Annotated in this window: 18 protein-coding genes; 3 read left to right on the top strand and 15 right to left on the bottom strand. The window is 45.9% G+C overall.

What is annotated here, in order from left to right:
* Positions 1-115 precede the first annotated feature (115 nt).
* A complete protein-coding gene (locus U2F10_RS07050; RefSeq protein ID WP_499871462.1) occupies positions 116-1,057 on the top strand; it encodes an aldo/keto reductase in 942 nt (313 codons plus the stop codon).
* A gap of 13 nt (positions 1,058-1,070) precedes the next feature.
* Here U2F10_RS07050 and U2F10_RS07045 read toward each other — a convergent pair whose 3' ends face one another.
* A complete protein-coding gene (locus U2F10_RS07045; protein WP_499871460.1) occupies positions 1,071-5,099 on the bottom strand; it encodes a PAS domain S-box protein in 4,029 nt (1,342 codons plus the stop codon).
* Between the two features lie 317 nt (positions 5,100-5,416).
* On the opposite strand from U2F10_RS07045, the gene U2F10_RS07040 reads away from it, so the two are divergent.
* Complete coding sequence (locus tag U2F10_RS07040; RefSeq protein WP_499871458.1) at positions 5,417-6,229, top strand: peroxiredoxin-like family protein; 813 nt, start codon at positions 5,417-5,419, stop codon at positions 6,227-6,229.
* Positions 6,230-6,235: 6 nt separating this feature from the next.
* Here U2F10_RS07040 and U2F10_RS07035 read toward each other — a convergent pair whose 3' ends face one another.
* The 3 genes from U2F10_RS07035 to U2F10_RS07025 all read right to left on the bottom strand — a co-directional run bounded on the left by U2F10_RS07035 (position 6,236) and on the right by U2F10_RS07025 (position 10,143).
* A complete protein-coding gene (locus tag U2F10_RS07035; protein WP_163671447.1) occupies positions 6,236-7,294 on the bottom strand; it encodes an aldo/keto reductase in 1,059 nt (352 codons plus the stop codon).
* A 442-nt stretch (positions 7,295-7,736) separates the two neighbouring features.
* Positions 7,737-8,981, bottom strand: a complete 1,245-nt coding sequence (locus U2F10_RS07030) for an aminoglycoside phosphotransferase family protein (protein ID WP_499871457.1) — start codon at positions 8,979-8,981, stop codon at positions 7,737-7,739.
* A 127-nt stretch (positions 8,982-9,108) separates the two neighbouring features.
* Positions 9,109-10,143: an alpha/beta fold hydrolase gene (locus tag U2F10_RS07025; RefSeq protein WP_499057454.1), complete on the bottom strand. Its 1,035-nt coding sequence runs from the start codon at positions 10,141-10,143 to the stop codon at positions 9,109-9,111.
* 317 nt (positions 10,144-10,460) lie between these two features.
* Here U2F10_RS07025 and U2F10_RS07020 point away from each other — a divergent pair, with 317 nt between their 5' ends.
* The gene (locus tag U2F10_RS07020) at positions 10,461-11,846 is read left to right on the top strand and encodes a hypothetical protein (protein WP_499871455.1); all 1,386 of its coding nucleotides are present in this window, start codon (positions 10,461-10,463) and stop codon (positions 11,844-11,846) included.
* Here the strand turns inward: U2F10_RS07020 and U2F10_RS07015 are convergent.
* The 11 genes from U2F10_RS07015 to U2F10_RS06965 form a co-directional block, all read right to left on the bottom strand.
* Complete coding sequence (locus U2F10_RS07015; RefSeq protein ID WP_499871453.1) at positions 11,803-13,749, bottom strand: sugar phosphate nucleotidyltransferase; 1,947 nt, start codon at positions 13,747-13,749, stop codon at positions 11,803-11,805. The two genes, U2F10_RS07020 and U2F10_RS07015, sit on opposite strands and share 44 nt — an antisense overlap.
* Positions 13,750-13,914: 165 nt before the next feature.
* The gene (locus tag U2F10_RS07010) at positions 13,915-14,373 is read right to left on the bottom strand and encodes a hypothetical protein (protein ID WP_499865411.1); all 459 of its coding nucleotides are present in this window, start codon (positions 14,371-14,373) and stop codon (positions 13,915-13,917) included.
* 126 nt (positions 14,374-14,499) lie between these two features.
* Positions 14,500-14,784 carry a type II toxin-antitoxin system PemK/MazF family toxin gene (locus tag U2F10_RS07005; protein WP_499057460.1) on the bottom strand — a complete coding sequence of 95 codons (285 nt, stop codon included), beginning with the start codon at positions 14,782-14,784 and terminating at the stop codon, positions 14,500-14,502.
* The gene (locus U2F10_RS07000) at positions 14,781-15,020 is read right to left on the bottom strand and encodes a hypothetical protein (RefSeq protein WP_250565244.1); all 240 of its coding nucleotides are present in this window, start codon (positions 15,018-15,020) and stop codon (positions 14,781-14,783) included. The genes U2F10_RS07005 and U2F10_RS07000 overlap by 4 nt, the downstream gene beginning before the upstream one ends.
* A gap of 270 nt (positions 15,021-15,290) precedes the next feature.
* On the bottom strand, positions 15,291-15,938 hold the full coding sequence (locus U2F10_RS06995) for a GNAT family N-acetyltransferase (protein ID WP_499871452.1): 648 nt from the start codon (positions 15,936-15,938) through the stop codon (positions 15,291-15,293).
* A gap of 198 nt (positions 15,939-16,136) precedes the next feature.
* Positions 16,137-17,057 carry an alpha/beta fold hydrolase gene (locus U2F10_RS06990; RefSeq protein ID WP_499871450.1) on the bottom strand — a complete coding sequence of 307 codons (921 nt, stop codon included), beginning with the start codon at positions 17,055-17,057 and terminating at the stop codon, positions 16,137-16,139.
* Positions 17,058-17,204: 147 nt separating this feature from the next.
* Entirely contained in the window at positions 17,205-17,555 is a 351-nt protein-coding gene (locus U2F10_RS06985; protein WP_163671455.1) for a DUF5615 family PIN-like protein, read from the bottom strand.
* 8 nt (positions 17,556-17,563) lie between these two features.
* The gene (locus tag U2F10_RS06980; RefSeq protein ID WP_163671456.1) at positions 17,564-17,893 is read right to left on the bottom strand and encodes a DUF433 domain-containing protein; all 330 of its coding nucleotides are present in this window, start codon (positions 17,891-17,893) and stop codon (positions 17,564-17,566) included.
* A gap of 109 nt (positions 17,894-18,002) precedes the next feature.
* Complete coding sequence (locus U2F10_RS06975; RefSeq protein WP_499871447.1) at positions 18,003-18,344, bottom strand: IS66 family transposase; 342 nt, start codon at positions 18,342-18,344, stop codon at positions 18,003-18,005.
* Positions 18,345-18,624: 280 nt separating this feature from the next.
* Positions 18,625-18,936 (bottom strand): winged helix-turn-helix transcriptional regulator, encoded by a 312-nt coding sequence (locus U2F10_RS06970; RefSeq protein WP_499871617.1) that lies wholly within the window; start codon positions 18,934-18,936, stop codon positions 18,625-18,627.
* Between the two features lie 9 nt (positions 18,937-18,945).
* Complete coding sequence (locus U2F10_RS06965) at positions 18,946-19,251, bottom strand: hypothetical protein (protein ID WP_163671459.1); 306 nt, start codon at positions 19,249-19,251, stop codon at positions 18,946-18,948.
* Positions 19,252-19,332 lie beyond the last annotated feature (81 nt).

Raw genomic sequence — 19,332 nt, 5'->3', positions numbered from 1 at the left:
GTCTGTACATCTGGGATTTATCGGAGGATGCGTTGTTGGCGCATCCTTTGTTTTTGATCAGGATGGAGACGAGAATGGGTAAAGTGGCAACGTTGTTTCAATCGGTAAATATCAAATGGTGAAACTTGTTCCCAATGGTCCTGAAATTGCCCCTTTAGGAGTGGGCACCTGGTCCTGGGGAGATTCTTTGTTTTGGCAGTATGGCAAAGACTATGGTGCCAGTGATGTGCAGCAAGCATTTGATGCATCCCTGGCCGCAGGAGTGAGCTTCTTTGATACGGCGGAAGTGTATGGCTTGGGTAAGTCAGAGGAGCTGTTGGGCCAGTTTATCCAGGGGACAGCTACTCCCGTGGTTGTAGCAACCAAGTACTTTCCATTGCCCTGGCGGTTTAATGCCCAGGCGGTGGCCGATGCGTTGACGGCTAGTTTGAAGCGACTACAACTGCCCATGGTGGCTCTCTATCAAGTCCATTGGCCCTTTGACTTTTTGATGGGTCAAAAAACTCTTATGAATGCTCTGGCGGACGAAGTTAAACAAGGACGCATTCAGTCCATTGGGGTGAGTAATTATTCTGCCAGCCAGATGCATCAGGCCCATAGTTATCTAGCCGAGCGCGGCATTCCTCTGGCCGTGAACCAGGTGCAATATTCTCTTTTGCACCGCAAGATTGAGTCCAATGGTGTGCTTAGTGCAGCCAAGGAACTCGGCATGACAATTTTGGCCTACAGTCCTTTAGCTCAAGGGCTGGTGACTGGCAAGTATAGAGTGGAGACCTATCAGCCACCCACTGGAGCACGGCGAATTGACCCACGATTTAATCAGAACGGTTTGCGTAAAATTGAGCCGGTGATTTCTGTTTTGAAGGAGGTGGGCCAGTGCCATGATAAAACACCTGCCCAGGTTGCTCTTAATTGGCTAATGGGCCAGGGGGATGTGGTGCCAATTCCAGGGGCCAAGAATGCTAAACAGGCAGAACAAAATGCTGGGGCATTGGGGTGGTCGATGCCGCGCGAAGAGCAGGAAAAGATTAGTGCGGTGACTACACCGTGGTTGTAGCGTTTTGCGTTACTTACTGCTTGATGGGTAATGTAATCGTAAAGGTCGTTCCCTGACCCGGTTCAGTGTTGTAGGTGATCGTACCGCCATGGGTTTCGGTAATAATTTGATAGCTGATGGAGAGACCCAGACCCGTGCCTTTGCCCACTGGCTTAGTGGTGAAGAAGGGATTAAACAGGTGTTCGATGGCATTTTTGCGGATGCCTGGGCCGTTATCGGTGATTGCGATCGCAACCGCCGGATACTTCAACTGCCCCAGTAATTGGGTCTGAATCCGAATGATGCTCGGCTCATTTTCCATCTGTTGCCAGGTGCGTGTTTGATCCAGTTCTTCCAGGGCGTCTACCGCATTGCTCAACAGGTTCATAAACACCTGGTTTAGCTGCCCAGCATAGCATTCGATCTGCGGCAAATCGTCATACTCTTTTATGACTTGAATTTTGGGCCGCCAGCTCTGCGCCCGCAGGCGGGTTTGCAAAATAGTCAGTGTACTATCGATGCCGTCGTGTAAATCCACTTGCTTAATTTCTGCCTCATCCAGACGGGAAAATAAGCGCAGAGATTTAATAATTTCGCGGATGCGTTCAGTACCCACTTCCATGGATTGAAATAATTTAGGCAAGTCATCTTTGAGAAAATCCAGTTCGATTTCATCAATGATGTTTACAATCTCAGGGGGGACGTTGGGATAATGCTGCTGATAGCTTTCGATTAGCGTGACTAAATCTTGAGTGTAGTTCTTGGCATGGGTGAGGTTGCCATAGATAAAGCTAACCGGGTTATTAATCTCATGGGCGACGCCAGCCACCATCTGCCCAAGGCTGGACATTTTTTCACTTTGTACCAATTGAGACTGGGTTTTTTGGAGCTGAGTCAGGATCGTTTCTAGTTCCTCGGCACGGGCACGACTTTGGGCCAGTAAATCTGCCTGGTTTAGGGCAATTTTGAGCTGAGCTACCACTGACTTAAGCAGGTCTACCTCGTGATCTTGCCAGGGGCGCACAGCTTGGCTGTGGATACAGGAGATAACGCCAAACTTTCCAGATTCTGCGTACACAGGCAGCACTAACATAGACTTGTTGCCTAAGGTCGTTAAAACCGCCTTCACCTCATCATCGTCTACGGTGGAGATGTCATCTAACTGTAAAATTTCCTGTTGCAACAATCTGTCTGTGAGGGCACCAAAACTGCTGGCAGCATGTTTGCCAATAAAGCTGGACAGTCCCGCCACCTGCACTTCAGACGTAATGTGCCAGTAACCATCATGGTTATGATTAGCCTCGATATACCATGCAAAGTGACATCGATCTACCTCAAGAAACCGTTGGATCTCTTGAACTGCTGTGTCCAGAATATTATCAAGATTGAGGGATATACGAATCTGGTTGGCAATCTGGTTAAGCAGCTGTTCTCGTTGAGCCTGTTGTTGAATTTGCTCAGTGGAGGCCAGTAATGCTTGCTCGAACTGCATCCGTTCCATCTCTGCTCCAACCCGGGCAGCAAAAATCTCTAAAATAAATACCTGTAGCTCCACATCTTGTTCCATGGGCTCGGTATTGATTACAGAAATGTATCCCAAGAACTTGCCACCAGGGTTTAAAACTGGAATGCCAACATAACTCTCTGCATTGAGGGTAAGGAGGACATTGTCTTCAGGAAATTGTTCTTGAATAGAGTGATCATGGCAACAGATTGCGTGGGTGTGGGCCACGTTATAGCAAGGGGTGCCTGCCAGGTTGTATTGAAAATTCTCGCCAAAATCTGAACCATTCCAGAAAGCTAAGGTTTTACCAATCTGTTGATCTCCATCCTCAATCAGCTCAGCAATTAAGGCATATTGCATATTGAGGGCTAACGCTAAATGTTTAACGCAGGTTTTGAAGAAGGCTTCACCTGTCTGGGTGGCGGTTCCTTCTACAATCCAACGCAGGGCCTGTTCCTGATGTTGTCGTTCGGCTTCCAGCTTGACACGCTGACTAATGTCCCGCAGAACACATAGGGCATGGGGTTGTCCTTGATAATTATAGGGGAGGCCTTTAACCTCAAGCCCAATCAAACTCCCATCTCGATGAATATTGGTTGCTTGGCCGCTAAAGGTATGGCCTGCTTGTACGGTGGTCAGGAATTCTTGGTAGATAGGTTGGGAATCTGGATGGATATAGGCTCCAGGGTGTGAGGGGATAGATGCTTGATCGGCATAGCCATGCATTTGATAGTAGGCGGGATTAGCCTCTAATATTTCTCCTGTTTCCAAATTGACAATGGCGAGGCCATCGATAACAGTTTCAAAAATTTGACGATATTGAGCCTCTTTCTGACGTATACGTTCTTCAGTCTGTTTGCGATCGGTGATATCCCGGGATACGCCTACGGTCAAAATGATCGTCCCTTGTGAATTCCGAATAGCGGATTTAATCGTATTGAACTGACGCACTTCTCCATCATGGCGAGTGACGAGTTCTTCTACTTCAAGGGATTTCCCCGATGTAAACACATAGGTATCGTCACGGATGTACTGTTGAGTGTAAGCAGGCTGGTTGAAATCAGCATCAATCAGATCTTGGAGTTCGTCATTGTTCATGCCGTAATAATCCCGAAATGCCTGATTGGCCCAGACAATATGAGATTTCTCACGCTTCACCAGTACCATATCGGTAATGGAATCGAGAATCTGCTGATATTTGGCTTCACTTTCCTTTAGAGCCTGTTCTGCGGCTTTAAGAGCACTGATGTCTCGCATGACTGAAGATAAAAACTCCAGGTTGCCATCCTCATCGCGATGGGCCAGGATAACCTGGGAGACTGGAAAATCTTGTCTACTCTGACTACGTAGATACGATTCTCCTTGCCACATGCCTGTTTGGATTGCGGTTGGAATCGCTTCAGTTTCGATCTTTTCCAGAATTTCTGGCGGATGACAGGCCTGGATTTTGACCTGCCCAAGTTCCTCGGCGGTAATTTCTAAGGCTGTTTGGCCCGCCTGATTCAGGTAGAGGTGGTTACCCTGGGCGTCACAAATGCCCACAATATCAGGGGTGGCTTCGAGAATGGATAGTAGCCGCTGTTGTTCTTTTTCGGCGCGCTTGCGATCGCTAACCTCAATGATCAATCCATCCCACAAAATCGAGTCATCTGCCATCTGTTCAGGACGGGCGATGGTTTGTACCCACTTAAGTTTGCCACTGGGAGTCATGATCCGATGCTCGTGGTGAAAACCAGAAAGCGTTAGGGCCGACACCTGAAGTGCCTGTTCTAGGGCATCGCGATCGCAACTGTGCACTAAATCAAAACACCGCACAAAATCGTCCGGTTCCAGCTCATGGATATCACGGCAGCCCTCAGACACATAGGGAAATGACCGGGTGCCATCCGCCTCCAGCCGAAATTGAAAAATCAGCCCCGGTAGGTTGGCCGCCAACTTTTGCAAGCGGGCTTCACTACTTTGGAGCTCCTGGGTGCGTTCATCAACCCGTTGTTCCAATGCTTCATTGAGCTGTTTTAGCTGGTTTTCAGCCTCAATTCGGGCTGTAATTTCCATATAGGTTCCTAAAATGCCAACAACGACACCCTGGGAATCATGCAGTGGAATTTTATTGGTTTCCAGCCAGTATTGATTACCATCTGCCTGCCGTTGAGGTTCGATAAGGTTCAACTCAGGTGTATTTGACTCCATGACCTGGCGATCGCAGGCTCGAAACCATTCAGCTTCTTCCCGCTTCCAGGGCAGATCAAAATCAGTTTTGCCAACAATCTCGGCGGGAGATGCTAAACCTGCCGCCTTACTAAACTGCTGATTACAACCAAGATAAACAGAATTGTGATCCTTCCAGAAAGCGGCGGCTGGAAGGTTATCCAGGACCCAATATAGCGCCTGTGCCGATGGCTGTGTCTGCAAACTTTGCAGCTCATGGCGCACTTGCTGAAGCTCCTGGGTGGTGTGCTGATGTGCCTGGTGCTCTGCAGCTAGTTGAGCTCGAAGGGTTTGGTTAGCTGCTTCTAGCTCAGCCATTCGTTGCTGATAAGTTTCCAGATCTTTATCCATCAGTGTTTTGAATGGGAGCAGGGCGTTTTGCTTGTTAGCGAATAGGCAAATGTAACACCTGATAAATTTTTCCCTATTGTAAAATTGAGTTTGAACTTCAACTCGTCGTTGTTGCTAATTCTCCGTATGGTTTTATCTTTCTCCGTATGGTTTTATCTTTCAAGTCATAAGTTAGTAACTTATGAGGTTGATCGATTCATACTCTAAGTCATCAACGGCAAACTGCGCTTATTCAGTTTCCGAATCTATAAGCCAGGTATTGAGTTCCTTTTCAATGGGTTGCGTTACCGATCAGCGATGTTGGAGCAATTATTACAATGGCTGTAGATACATTTACAAACAATAAAACCCCAGCAGCTGTTTATGAGGTTTTACATCAGACTCGACGACAACGGGTCAGTGATGGTGCAGACACTGCATTGTTAATAAATGCTACCAAGCAGTTGGTGTTGGTATGGCCCCAGCTAGGCGACTTTGATAGTTTGGAGTATGCCTGGTGGCTGCGGCGCGGCGCTGAGCAGCTGATCCAAAAAGGAGTGGTGGTCCGGGCGGTGGGCATTGGCGATCGCAACTCAGGCAAGGCATTCTGTGCCTACACTGGTTTCCCCGAAGAGTCTCTACTGCTAGACCCAGACGGTACGCTTCACCAAGAGTTAGGCCTTTACCCAGGGCTAACATTATCGGTTCCCGGCTTTAATCAGCGCCAGAATGCTTGGCTGAACCTATTGCTGATGTGCGCTGGGATTGGCAGCCCTGGCACCTTATCGGAAGTATTTCGTGGCTATCTGGGCGATCGCAACGCCCCCCAGCTGATTGCAGACGATGACGTGGTGCAAGCAACACCCCTGCCACCCATCAAAGGAGAGTTTTTTAAACGGGCTGGCGGTAAAGGGTTTCAGCGGCCTTTTGAGTTGGCTACCCTGCGGTTACGAAATATGGCAGAGGTGCTGGGTAAATGGACTACCTATGTGCCGGATGTGAGCCACATTACCCAGCGGGGAGCAACCTACGTAATTGCTGATGGTGGGGTAATTTATCAACATTGCGATCGCAATATCCTCGGCTTTGCCACCAACATGGGCAACCCGCTTTCGTTTCTAGAGGACGTAAATTTTCCGACATCAGTGTAGGTCCCTCTAATCCGTTTGGCCAGAAATTTGATCGATGTGGCCAAACACATGGTTGAGCATTTCTTTGCTGGCCTGGGATAACGGCCCCCGTAACAACGAGCGAATGTTCTCTTCTAAATGTTGGCCATCGCCGGTGCCAAACAGCACAGAATGAACGCCCGGTTCATGGCGACAGAAGCGATACGAGGCATCAGCAAGACTTTCAGCTTCTCCACTTTTCATCAGAAACCCAAGGGGCTCATTGAGATCTATCTTATGGGGGTCAATGAGAGACTTTTCGATCATCTCATCGATTAACGGCTTTAAGGTTGCTGGGCTGGCGAGGACGCGCCGAACTGCAAATATGCTTAGAATGCCGATATTTTTTGCTAATGCTTTCCGTAAAACTCGTTCACGGGCAGATTGATTCAGGATATTAAACCCAAGCATAAAAACATCCCAGCAGTCATCTTCAACCGCACGACTCAGCATTTTATGCTCAGGATCCGAAGCAAACCCCTCCGTGATGCCAATAAATCTTACTTTTCCAGCGTCTTTAAATTTCAATAGGGCTGGTAAAAATTCAGCCTTCACATAGTCATAGTCACTAGGGCGAACCCCATGCAGATGATAGATATCGATGTAATCTGTATTTAACTTTTTAAGACTATTGTTTAACCCCGCTTCAAGTTCATTGGCACGAATCAAGGTTCTTGGCCTAAAACGACCACCGACAGAAATCTTTTTCTGGGTCGATAACACTAAATTAGAGCGCCCTCGATAGGCAATGGCCTCACCTATAATGTGCTCTGTTCCATAGGATTCTGCTGTATCCAATAAGTTAATACCCCAATCTAAAGCCCTATGAACTATGGCAATAGACTCATCCACAGGGCGATTATAGCCTTGACCTAAGCGGCTGTATCCTCCGCCACCTAAACCGGCCACACTCACCTTTAAGTTGGTATTGCCCAGAATGGTATATGCCATGGGCATATCCGGTGACTCACGGGAGATTTCTAAAGGGTCAGGCTTATATCGCTTATCTGCAATTTTAGTCTTAACTTTATCGAGTAGTGCCTGCATAATTAAACAATAATAGATATTTAAAACTACAGGTTTTGGTCACCTCTAAAGAGAATTTTCCGAAAAATCAGTAGAGAATTTAAATAAACAAAATAAAGAACTTACAGAAAGCGTGATTGATAGTGCCCCGTATCGAAGGACATCCCCAAGGGAGTACGTCCCCAAAGGAGTACGTCCCCAAGGGAGTACGTCCCCAAAGGAGTACGTCTACAAGATGGTCCGTTGTTCATCGGGTTTGATGAATTCAGATTTGGTATCCTATGGCCCATAAAATCTGGAAAATCCCAAATTCAATTCAAAGAATTTTTATTCGTTTGCGTATCTGATTTGATTTAGATTAAGTTCAAGAAAAATATCCTGTTGTCGTTTGGTATAGCCTGCGACTATGGTGAGAGTATAAAATGTTTTGTATACATGCCTTTTATACCCGCTAGCTTGAGTATCAGCACATGCTGATGAGCTCCCGTAAAAGGTAAGGTAGAACATGGCTAACCTCAGGCCTTGTCCTTGCTTCTAGAGCCTTAATCATAGTTTGATAGGTGATGGCATGGTGCAATATACATAAAGGTTTTGCGATATTCCAGGCCGCTGATAAACGTTCAGGTGATTCATATTGTTGCCATTGTTTTAGATATTCATGTCGTAGACGCGTCATGCTTCGCTGTTGCCATAACCTTGTCACGTCGCTGAGTAGAGATATTTGTTTATCCGCAAGAGAGAACTTCAGCAAATCAAAAAAGGGATGGGATATGCAGGCATCTGTCCAATCAAAATACAAATAATGCTCCTGATGGAAGGCGACGTTGTTTAGGTGTAAATCACCATGTACCAATGTTTCAGGGATATTATAGCTAGCTAGTTGCGAGCATAAATCTTTGAGTTTTGGTGCGACGGCATGGAGCTGTTCAATTTCAACCTCAGCCGCTGATAATGCTGATAGGGTCTCTTCGTCGTTGATGAAGGGCTCAATCTGTGTATGCAAAACATGTAGCCTTCGATCTAAACAACCTGCAGCTAGCATGCGATCGCAATGCTGGGTTGCCTGAATTTGAAGATTAGCAAATGAACGATAAATATGTTCCTTTGTTCTAAGAGGAATCCGATGGCCGATGGGCTTACCAAAATCAGTTAGCAACATCCAATGATGTTGTGGATGAATAGCAAGCACAGTGGGTATTTGATCGAGGAATAAACATGCCAGTGTTTGAGTGACAACGGGCTCATCACAAAATAGCGGCACGTTTGGAGAGGCTGCTTTTAGGTATAGAGTCCCTTCTGCAGTTTTAATGCTTAAAACCCATGATATTGACCAGTTTCTGACACATTCTATGGCTGTGATTGATGAATACCCCAAGTCTTCTAGTTGCGCATCAACCCAGTTGCTAGCCTGCTGTAGGCAACCAGGTTTTGCCCAAGGAGGGCGAAGCGTTGGCGTTTGACCTGTTGTAAGCTCAGTCAAACATTGTTCGATCATTGTTTTGTGTTCAGGATGATCAAGCGCAACCCCTGCCAGGCTTGATACATCAAACCAGGTACCGATCTGTATTGTTTCACCAGGTGGATGTTGTTCTAATACATATATGGCTTGAACAGTGTGCTTGTTTTGATCAACTTCATAGCTGGCATAGTATAAGACATTAGTAGAGATGCCAAAATCTTTATTGACTGCATTTTTAACAGATGCCACATCATCAAATGAGAGGCCTTGATTCAGCTTAATGCAGGGTAGGGAATAGTTATCTCTATTTGACTGAAGTAAGACTTTAGAGTCTTTAACATCAATGAGTAGGAGATAAATGTAAGACTTCCAACCTCTAAAGAGCCTCATTATTTCCAGTACCATGATCCACAGGTTTACCTTCACGCTGAGCCATAACAACATCTTTGATGGCTTCTACGATAGCCTCCGGAGCCTCATAGGGAATGTTGTGTGATGATTCTGGGATAGTGCGATGATCTGAGTTAGTGGATAAGGTTGCAATTTCTGTCTGTAGGGTAGGCCATATTTCGGACCATGTTTTCCGGAGTTTAGCCATCCCATCCTCATCAAGTTGATAGGGTAACTCATCTGGAAAATGGCCTGCTGTAAGCACAACCATTGGCATATCTCCAAATGGACCAGTGGATTGTGCCTGAGCAAAAATGCTATCCATGGCTGCAATCTCATCAGCAATGCCTGTCATGCTCTCTGGTAGGTAATCATGAATTGCCTTACCAGCTTCTTTGGGGAGCGCGCTGGGAGCAGGAGGAGACTGTAGACGTAAGATGCCCAGTGTCGAAATAGTTCTGAGCAGCAGTGTTGGAGGATAGGCCATTATTTCCATGAGATCTTCAGGAAACCGTTGATTTTGTTCTGGGTGAGATGAGTCAACAAAAATAAGACCCTCAACTTCATCACTGAAATGGTCGGTAAAGACTCTGATTAGCAGCCCCCCCAGGGAGTGGCCCACCATCACATAGGGGGGAGATTCATGGGCGGCCATCAATAAGTTATGCAGGTCTTCCGCAATATGGTCTGCGTCTCTTGGCTGTTCTCGACGCTCACTCCACATAATTCCAGACTGGTCGTATGCGCACACACGACTCACCTGGCTAATGGCCGGTCGCACGGCTTCCCAAACTAGTGATCCACCTTCGTTAATGCCAGATTCTAAAACGATGGTGGGGCTGCCTTCACCCGTACAATAAAGGTGGGATAGTTTTCCGTTGACTGCCACAAGTTCCCCAGGGGGAGAAAACGCTTGAGCGACCGCATGGCGGGACCATTGTTCATAAACAAACCCTGTTATTAGGGTCAGAAAAAGTATTGCAGCGACAACAAGGGTGAGACGTCTTAGCCATTTGATCATAGAAATATTTTGAGCTGAGTTGCCTTGTCTACTTATCTTTTATTCCATCGCTTGGAACAACTATCCTATCTTACAAGTTAGAAAACGTGATGGTGTGGTCTAAGTTTTTAGTATGCATATGATACCTCAGGGACATTGTCAGGTTTTCTGCCATCGGCTACTAGTTGGTGGTCAGTGCTTTAGTTAGCTGAGTATTGCTTGTTCAGGTTATTGAATGGTCAACGTTGAGTCGGCAACTCTAACAAAATATACCGATTTGCATTCTTTAAATCTTGGTGTGCTAGCAATGGATGTATGGTACGTTCCTTATTAGCAATATGTTGCTCAGCATCAATGGCATCCCGACCATCCCTGATCTTACCCACCCCCAAGAGTTACAGGCGTTTGGTCAACAACTGTTGCTGGTGGGACGGTGGCTGCTCTGGATATTAGCCAGTTTTGGTATCGTACTGGCGGCTTTAAGATTTGCACACCGGAGCGATCGCACTGGCTGGCTCACTCCAGTCATGTTCGGCTATGATCGCTTGCTGACGGTGGCCCTGCATAGCTTACTTGTGGTGACCATACTCGTCGGGGGCTATTTTCTCTGCGCCACCCTAGCTAATCGGTATCATCATTGGGAACAAGCCAAAATTGAACAGGTTGCCAGTAGTGTCGCTGGGGCCAGGGTAGAACAACGCGCTCCCTACGTGCGCTATATCATTGAAGAACCTTACACCACCATCACTTACATTGATGGGCAACCCACCGAAGTTGAAAGGCTACAGGAGATCGATCGCTTTTTATCGCCCAGTGCCTCTAATGTTGAGGTCACTCTGACTCAGGTCGTAGACCCCGCCACCGAGCGTTTGATTTATCAATCTGATTTTACCAGCCAGTATCAGGTGACCAATACCCTGGATGTTACCCAAGACTTCTTCTTTGAAGTGCCTCCACCAGATGGATACAGTCTATTGCAAGACTACCGGATAGAACGGGAAGGCCAGCGGTTAGAACCTGTAAACCAGGGAGAGTATCAGTTTCCGTTGCAGCTGGCCCCAGGAGAGTCCACCCAGTATACGGTTTCTTATCAGGCCCAGGGGGCACCCCGTTGGGTCTATAGCGCCTACGGGCGACTACTTTCTCAGTTTAGGTTAACGGTACTAGCTGATTTTCCCAATGCTGACTTTGCCAGCGGCATTGTGCCAACAGAGGCGAGTTTAGAAGGCCAGGGTACGAGATTTACCTGGCAGTTTGATGAGAATGTTTCGGTGCGTAATCCGTTTGGGGTATTTACGGCAACGCAGGGCATTCGTCAGACGGGGATATTACCGCGATTGTTATTGTTGGCTCCCGGTCTCTTTTTGTGGTGGTTGCTGCTGCTTTATTTGACGGTGCCGATGCGGTTGCAGGATGTTGCGATCGCAGCCGCCATCTTCTTTGCCTGTCTATTAAGCCTCACCTATGCCAGCCGCCTGTTTGATGCCCGCGTAGCCTGGGGGCTGTTACTCCCCCTCTTCTTGCTCTTCAGCATTGGCCTAGGAGCCCAGCAAAGAAAGCGCTGGGGCGTGCTCACCATTACGCTGAGTGGTGCCGTTTTACCTGTTGCGGCTATGTTAGTACCCTATACAGGGTTAACCCTGGGCATCGCTGGTTTAATCTCAGTCGGATGGCTCATCGTTAGATATTTTTGGGAGTCTGAGACATCGCGTAATCGTACATAGTCTGCCGATAAAACTGAGGCATGCCCACGTCAAAATATTGCCCCTTAACTAGATAACCCACCATGCCAGATTCCGCCCGCAATCGCTCCAGGCAAGTGGTTAGCTGAAATTCTCCTTTAGACCGCAGGTTATTCTCTATTTCTGTTTGTAGAGCATCAAAAATTTCTGGCTTGAGCACATACATGCCAAAAATTCCTAGAAAGTCTGACTCTGGCATGCCGGGCACATGGAGATGGGTCGTAGCATAGTCCAGGTCAGGTTTTTCGTAGAGTTGGGTAATGTCTAGAATAGTATCTGACTCTCGCCAGGTGCCGGTGACACAGCCTGCTTTGTGGATAATGTCTCCAGACATCACTGTTACCCCAACAACGCTGCTATTGGTTTGGGTAAAGGCTGCTAACACCTGTTGTGCGCAGGAGCGTTGTTCTTGGGTTTGATAGATGTGATCTCCCAACAACAGCAGAAAGGGGGCATTATTAACCCAGGTTTTGGCACAGTACACCGCATGGCCAAAGCCCTCTTGCTGGTCTTGAATGAGAAACGTAATGCGGTCACCCAGGCTCTGGAGATATTGGCTATATTTTTGATTTTCTGGAGAAAGTTTGGCCAATAGTTCTGGCTTGGGTGGATTTTGGAAAAATGCTTGAAAAGTTTCCAGATCCCCTTTTTGGACAACGATACCAATTTCTTCAATGCCTGCTGCAACAGCCTCTTCTACAATTTTGAGGATAATTGGTTTTGCTCGGCCATCGTGATCAATAATCGGCAACAGTTCCTTTTTGACAACTTTGGTGGCAGGAAACATTCTTGTGCCAAAACCAGCTGCTGGAATAACGGCTTTCTTGATGGTTGACTGGGGAGCAATGGTGGAACTTAGGGCTTGCATTTCTGGAAAATCTCGTTGGATAATTGCGATCGCACCCAGTTGACTCTCTTGGTCTTTGGCCACTAACTGAGCTGTACCATCGCCTTGAGAGCCAACCCCCTTACCGCCATAGATAAAGGGTTGCAAGGCTGGATGGGTGAGTAAACAATGGAGCTTGGGAGCCGTTAACTGGTCGGGGCAAGCTGGTGTCACATGGCGATCAAAGTCAGCTTGAACCTGGGTCATTAAAGTGCCTAGACGTTTTGCATCTCCTTGCCTGATAGCGCTAGCCGCTTGCTGAACAAATTTAGCATTGATAGTCCCTAGATATTGCTGAACCTGTTGGTGAATTTGATTTTTAGGATATGGATAACAATTATTTAAATCGCTCAGGATTTTTTGGGTATGTTTAGAGCCGCCCAAATCGACAATCACTAAAAATAATGTCTTTTGTATGGGCAGTGCCTCCAGGTTTACCCGCTTGCCATCAAAGGTCATCAAGATCGGTTTATTGCCAAAGGCACAAACCTGATCCATACGGCCACATAGGCTTGGTGTGGTTCTTTCGCCCAGGTAGGCCAGTTCCATTTCGTCTTGAATGGTCAGCTGTAGGTCATACAGCTGATTAAATGCTCGCGCAATCAGCACACAGATGGCAGCACTGGATGACAATCCTTTTTGGATGGGCAAATCGGTCCGATAGTTATTGACTGCCAAGCCCTGGACCCCGTAGCGGCTCAAAATTTGATAAGCGGTACCAGCCATGTAGCTGGCGAATCCTCCTTGTTTGGCTTCTTCTAAAAGTACATCAGGCTGCATAGGTAATCGAATCGGTGCGCATTGACTGCCATCGTTGAGGGTGGCTTGGAAAATTAAATCTTGAGGATGGTGTTTGATGCTGGCGTAAATGCCTTGATTGGTGCCGACAACCAAGGCATAACCTTTTTCAATGTCAGGGTTAATTGTGCGATACGTTCCGGCCCAGTCGCTATGTTCACCAAACAGACAAAGGCGACCCGGTACAAACAAAGAAGTCATAAGGGATTGTGAATTAACTTAATTGACAATGCTCCGAGTTCCGTGGCTGTTTCCTTTATCCCTATACAGCCTATACCGACGGGCAAATTGGTTATAAAGTGCAGTATTGTGCCCATCATGCCAGGTAGACATCGAGACTCTATCCCTGTCATTTTATAGAGAGTGTTAATTACTTTCTCCTACTTCGAGAATCTGCCCGTTTATGTCATAGTAGCCTTCACCATCTGCTTGCAATAGCCCTTGATATTGCTCAAAAAGCCACTCCCAAAGAGGATCAATTTTCTCAAGGGTTGCTTCCAATCCCCTGCCTTGCCAGAGCACCTGTAGTATAACGGTGAAATGAGCATTCTGTAGCAAATGCTGGACTCTTTGGCGATCTCCAACCTCTTCGTTATCTATATCCTCAAGTAATTCTTCAAGCTCTTCATCCATTAGCTCTGAGCCACGACGATTAATTGCTAATGCTCCATAGACATCTGTTCCTAATAAGAGTTCTGCATATTCTTGCGTAGGAGCCTGATTAGCAAGACTATAGTTTGGGTCTTTACGCCTGAGGGCAGTTTCGATCATACCAAGGCTGATCTCTTTGTCTTCATTAACGATGTAGCGCATGTAATAGCCCATCGGTCGCTTCCTTAATAGCCAGAGTTTTTATGAAAGGAGATTTTTTATTTATCTATTTTGCACAGCTGATGCATCAACATGTCAACCTAATCTAAAGGTAGAGTTAACTAGATCGTCAATAACAGGCTAACCTTTAGATATTGCGCTGCTCGTACCCACCTTGACAGGGGCCCTTGGCGGTAATGGGAGCCCCGGTTGGGCTACACTCTGGCCTCTGTGACCTGGTGCGATCGCCTGGGATTGGCCAGACGTACTATTTGTTGTAAGAGGAATAGTAATTGTTGTCGTAGAAAACTTTGAAACCATGTCATTTTGGAAGATTATGACAGGGCGAATACCTGCTTGTTCAGAACCTTGAGTAGGATCGAGATTTGCCAGCCAGACTTCTCCACGATTCAACTGCTGGGTCATAATTGGTCTTCCTTAGCCAGCATGTCCGCGTAGTCGTCCATACCTGATTCTGCAAGCACACGGTCTTCCTCTGCAAACTCAGTTGCAAGGGGAGCTAAAAGGACCGGATCAAGGGTTATACGTTGCCGTTTTTCTTGAAATTGAAGAAAGGCAATAAACTCAGCAACTTGCTGAAGCTGCTCGTTAGTGAGCTTTTCAATATCCTGTTTGAGGGATTCACTAGTGGCTAGCAGCATAATATAGGCATCTATCGGTTTTCAGTTGCAAACCTATTATAAATAACCTGTACTAAGTACAACATTAGGAACTGTATGAATCGATTCGAACATCCTCACCAGGTACTAAGGCAGCAGGTAGTAATGCCGTTGCTGCATCTAGATATCTTCTGGTTAGGTTCCAAGAATCTTGAAGGCACATGTCTAGCAGCTCCCGAGTGACGCATAACCGCCCATTTAACCTGCGTTTTTCAGAGCGTAGCGGCGAAAAACGTCAGGTTGAAATGATTGTTAGCTGTTTTTTTTCAAGAAAGACCTAATCTGCATTTTAAATATCTCTTGACTGTATTGGATTTTCTTTTCTTTTTCCTTAAACTTTTTGTCAAACTCTATGACTTTCTTATGGTCAAAAACAAATACATCGCTTTGCTTCGCCTTCCATTCTTTATTTCCAAAGAATCCAGGCTGAAGCTCTAAAACTAGTAAACCTAAAGGATATTCTCCATCCATATTGCTGACCTGATAGTCAATACCATTTTTAAACCCATACTTACAGTAGTTATGAGGATCTCCATAAATAACAATTGCTGGAATATTCCTTCTTTCTACTAGCGATTTTGTCTTTTCAATTAATGCTGTACCTATGCCTTTCCTCTGATAGTCAGGATGAACACAGAAAGGGCCAAATGAAACGATTTGCACCTTCTCTAGGTCATTACTAAAAAGGTACGAATCTGTATACATGATTGAAGCTATTACATTTCCATCGATTTCTGCGACATAATCAAGTTCTTTAATAAAGTCTTTGTGATCGCGCAGTATATGACACAAATAGTGCTCATCACATCCTGGCGTATATAAATTCCAGAACGCTTCTCGTGTCAGTTCTTCGACTTTGAAATAATCATCTTTAGTTTCTAAACGAATATTAATATTCACAGTATTCCTTTTTCAGAGTAAAGCTTGCAGCTAACGTTATGCGGCGGCTTCATACTATATCAACACTAAAATACTTTCCGATTCTCTATCTCCAAACTGCCTGATGGCGGCAAAGTTATCTCTCAAAATTTGAACAATCTTTGACGTTGGGTTGTTATCAAATCAAGTGCTTTTTGAAACCCTTGCTGTGCAGGGGGTCTACAATTTCTGATTAAGTCTAATGTCTTTAAACAAAGCCTCATACTCTGTTACCGGATGAAGATGGCCCCGTCCCTTGAAGACTCGCAGCACACTGCCCCTAATGGCCTGATGCTTATACTGAGCAAAGCAAAAGCTCGCAAAAAAGTCATCCGTTCCGTGCCAGATCTCCACCGGGTAGCTTATCTCCTCTAGGCGAAATCCCCAATCTCGATAACATCGGGTCGCATCGTCTGCAGGACCACGACTCCCTTGGGCAAAGCTCTCTTTGACTATGCTGCGGAAAAAGTGCGCATTATTGTCGGAACCAAGAATGAACGCTTTATCGTCGTCACTCATTGACGAGCGTAACAAGCTTGCGAAGCCTCGGTCGCTTAAATGTCGGGCAGCCAGCCCTATGAGCGCAAAGGGAATCTGAAACAAGAATTTGAAGCTTAGCGCGATCCTCAAGAAGAAGAGATCCAGGGGTGCCAGTGAGCTTCGCAGGTCTTCGACTTGAGCCACAGGTGCCCAGCCCGCCACATCGTAGGCAAAAAGCAGCCGATTAGGGATTGCATAGGCACAGGCATTGATGTACGTGCCACCCCCAGACAAGCCGATGAGACCGAATCGTTCGTGCGACCTATAATCAGCAAAGTCGATGACGTCTTTCGGCCAGTCGAGCACATGATAGTTCATTGCGTGAGAGGAGCGACCGCAACCCGGTCTATCGAGGGCGAAAATCTCAAAACCGGATGCGAGTGCCCATGGGTGAATCGGCGCTGCCTCAAATCGGGATCCCGGACACCCGTGAAAGTAATAAATGGGCGTTCCGCCTTCTTTTCCATAGCGGGCGAAAGCTAATATTCGCCCATCAGCAAGCGTGTGGCATTGCGTGTTGATGGCCTGGAAATCGATGTAAGGGAGTTGACGATCAATCATACGCTTCTATGCATGAGAGGGATGATTTCGACGCATAACGTTGCCCATCACCCGCCGCAGATAACTTTTGCATTACATCGACCCATTTTTGGCGGTCGGTGTGCATGGGCAACGTTATGTACGTTGTGCTTGATGTCAACTTTTCCTTTACAGGGGCAAATACAATACTACATCTTTCCATTCTGCCTGTTCGCTACAATCTACCAGCAGTAGCAGCTCATCAATCGCCTGACGAATAGGCATTCGATCATTAATCACAAACATCCCTGGCATGGGTTCTTTTCGAACTAGACGCTCGTAAGCAAAATCTGGCATCGTCGCACGATCATGGGTGAGTAGGATACGTTCATTATCTGCAGCCCAGGCTAAAATTGCTGGATCGTCTATTTCCCTCAAACCAACATCTTGAACTCGAAGTAAGTCAAGGCTAGGTTGACGAAGTCGTAAGCCTCGAACAATGTCGCCATTAAAGTTTTCATCACTCAATAAACTCAACATATTCGCTATTAGGGGTTCTGTTGAGACAGCAAACGTGAGCGAATGAGACTCAGATCAGGTTGAATTGCAGACAAACGCTGCTGTACGGACTCAGCCAGCTTTGCTCGTCGATTCAAATAGGCTTCGACAGTATCCATATGTCTAAGGTAATAGCCAATCGTGTTATAGACATCAGATAAGGACAATGTATCGTAACGATTGACAATGGATTCCGGGGATGCCCCATCTTGGAACGCCCTGATTACAATTTCCAGCAAGACTCTTGAATTGCCAACTCTAACTGCTCCAGTTTCATCCTCGTGAAGAGGAGGAGCCTCACGCTCTAAAACAAGACTCATCAGTTAAATCCTATTCATCATCTGCATAATGATCGTAACTTAAATTCAAGGTCTTATCACTATTTCAAGAAACTTAAAATAGCCTTAAGGTATAGCATTACTCATCGATTTAAGTATGACTTTTTGCAGTTTGGGTTCTTTTCTTTACCTTGGGTGATTTAAAAGCATCAACATCTTTCTCACCTGAAACTAGAAACTTCAAAAATGATTTCTCTTGAAACTTACAAGTTTGCATAATTCCAAGTAGAGTCAGATATGAATTAGCACCAGTTTCAAAAAAATAGCCTGATATCATTCTTTGAATAGCGATATGACGAAGAGCCCTTTCCGCTGTATTGTTATGCCATGGGATGGAGTCATATTCAAGAAATGTAAACAAACTCAAAGCTCTTCGGGGACATTGTGAATATGCAACAAATATTTCAGATGTGATAATTGGGATTTCGCTCATGGCAATATCTCAATTTTTCCTGCTGGGGCGACATAACAATTACTTAGAGGGAAACTTTCCACCTATCTATCCTACATGGCGGATTAGGTAGAAATATTTCTGCCTAAGATCCCTATATAGATGATTAGGTGGAAATATGTCAGTCTAATCTGCCAATATGGGTGATTAGGCTGAAAGTTTCAGTATAAACATCCGCCCTAGATGGAAATTGAGCTGTTTAAGATTTATTTATGGTCCAGGCTTGCTATCTAAGTGCCATATCACTGTCTGCGGCTGATTGCTATATTTTACGATTCATAAAACTTGACAGTGCTGTCCATGTTTCTGACATGAAATGATTGGCCCAACGACACATCTCTTGTAGTAAAGGTAGTAGTCCTAATCCTTTTTCCGTAAGCTCATATTCAAACCGCTTTGGCCGTAGCTGATAGGGGATTTTATTCACCAGACCAGTCTCTTCCATCAGCACCAGCCTATCCGTGAGTACATTGGTTGTGATCCGCTCTGGGGAGTCCAGAAACTCTGAAAAACGATTTTTGCCATTCAACATATCGCGGAGAATAATCAGCGTCCAATGTGTAGAGAGAGAAATATGCTTGATTTAAGGGTGATTTCTCGATAAATGTGTCACCCATCTGACGATTAAGACAGATAATGCGGCTAGAATCATACTCACTATCGTTACCTGTCTGGCGATAGGGACTACACCTATGCAGCCCCAACCCGAACAGCCAAAAACGATGTCAGCAAACTGAGCATAAAATGCAGCGGAAAATACCCCCAGAACGATGGCATTTAGCCCAGCACATAGCAACCGAATATAAATGGATTTGCGGCGGATAAACCATCCGACAATAACGCCTATGATTAAGGAAAATATCCAAGGGACAGCTACAAGGAAGGTCATGCTACCTATTCAATACTGGCTATTTTCAATGGTATGGTCTGAGAGTTCTGATCATGAATAATTTATGCAAAATTAGGTATG

It is taken from the genome of Leptothoe sp. EHU-05/26/07-4 (genome assembly GCF_043421015.1).
Lineage (GTDB): Bacteria > Cyanobacteriota > Cyanobacteriia > Phormidesmidales > Phormidesmidaceae > Leptothoe > Leptothoe turfae.
This window is presented reverse-complemented; position numbering and strand designations above follow the sequence as displayed.

Bases quoted from the DNA above. Each gene is read 5' to 3' on its own strand.
- U2F10_RS06965 (WP_163671459.1), bottom strand. From the start codon at position 19,251: ATGACCTTCCTTGTAGCTGTCCCTTGGATATTTTCCTTAATCATAGGC.
- U2F10_RS07015 (WP_499871453.1), bottom strand. From the start codon at position 13,749: ATGACTTCTTTGTTTGTACCGGGTCGCCTTTGTCTGTTTGGTGAACAT.
- U2F10_RS06990 (WP_499871450.1), bottom strand. From the start codon at position 17,057: ATGATTGATCGTCAACTCCCTTACATCGATTTCCAGGCCATCAACACG.
- U2F10_RS07025 (WP_499057454.1), bottom strand. From the start codon at position 10,143: ATGATCAAATGGCTAAGACGTCTCACCCTTGTTGTCGCTGCAATACTT.
- U2F10_RS07000 (WP_250565244.1), bottom strand. From the start codon at position 15,020: ATGCTGCTAGCCACTAGTGAATCCCTCAAACAGGATATTGAAAAGCTC.
- U2F10_RS07010 (WP_499865411.1), bottom strand. From the start codon at position 14,373: ATGGGCTATTACATGCGCTACATCGTTAATGAAGACAAAGAGATCAGC.
- U2F10_RS06985 (WP_163671455.1), bottom strand. From the start codon at position 17,555: ATGTTGAGTTTATTGAGTGATGAAAACTTTAATGGCGACATTGTTCGA.
- U2F10_RS06975 (WP_499871447.1), bottom strand. From the start codon at position 18,344: ATGAGCGAAATCCCAATTATCACATCTGAAATATTTGTTGCATATTCA.
- U2F10_RS07005 (WP_499057460.1), bottom strand. From the start codon at position 14,784: ATGACCCAGCAGTTGAATCGTGGAGAAGTCTGGCTGGCAAATCTCGAT.
- U2F10_RS07050 (WP_499871462.1), top strand. From the start codon at position 116: ATGGTGAAACTTGTTCCCAATGGTCCTGAAATTGCCCCTTTAGGAGTG.
- U2F10_RS07045 (WP_499871460.1), bottom strand. From the start codon at position 5,099: ATGGATAAAGATCTGGAAACTTATCAGCAACGAATGGCTGAGCTAGAA.
- U2F10_RS07035 (WP_163671447.1), bottom strand. From the start codon at position 7,294: ATGCAGGCACTACTCGATAAAGTTAAGACTAAAATTGCAGATAAGCGA.
- U2F10_RS07020 (WP_499871455.1), top strand. From the start codon at position 10,461: ATGTTGCTCAGCATCAATGGCATCCCGACCATCCCTGATCTTACCCAC.
- U2F10_RS07040 (WP_499871458.1), top strand. From the start codon at position 5,417: ATGGCTGTAGATACATTTACAAACAATAAAACCCCAGCAGCTGTTTAT.
- U2F10_RS06980 (WP_163671456.1), bottom strand. From the start codon at position 17,893: ATGAGTCTTGTTTTAGAGCGTGAGGCTCCTCCTCTTCACGAGGATGAA.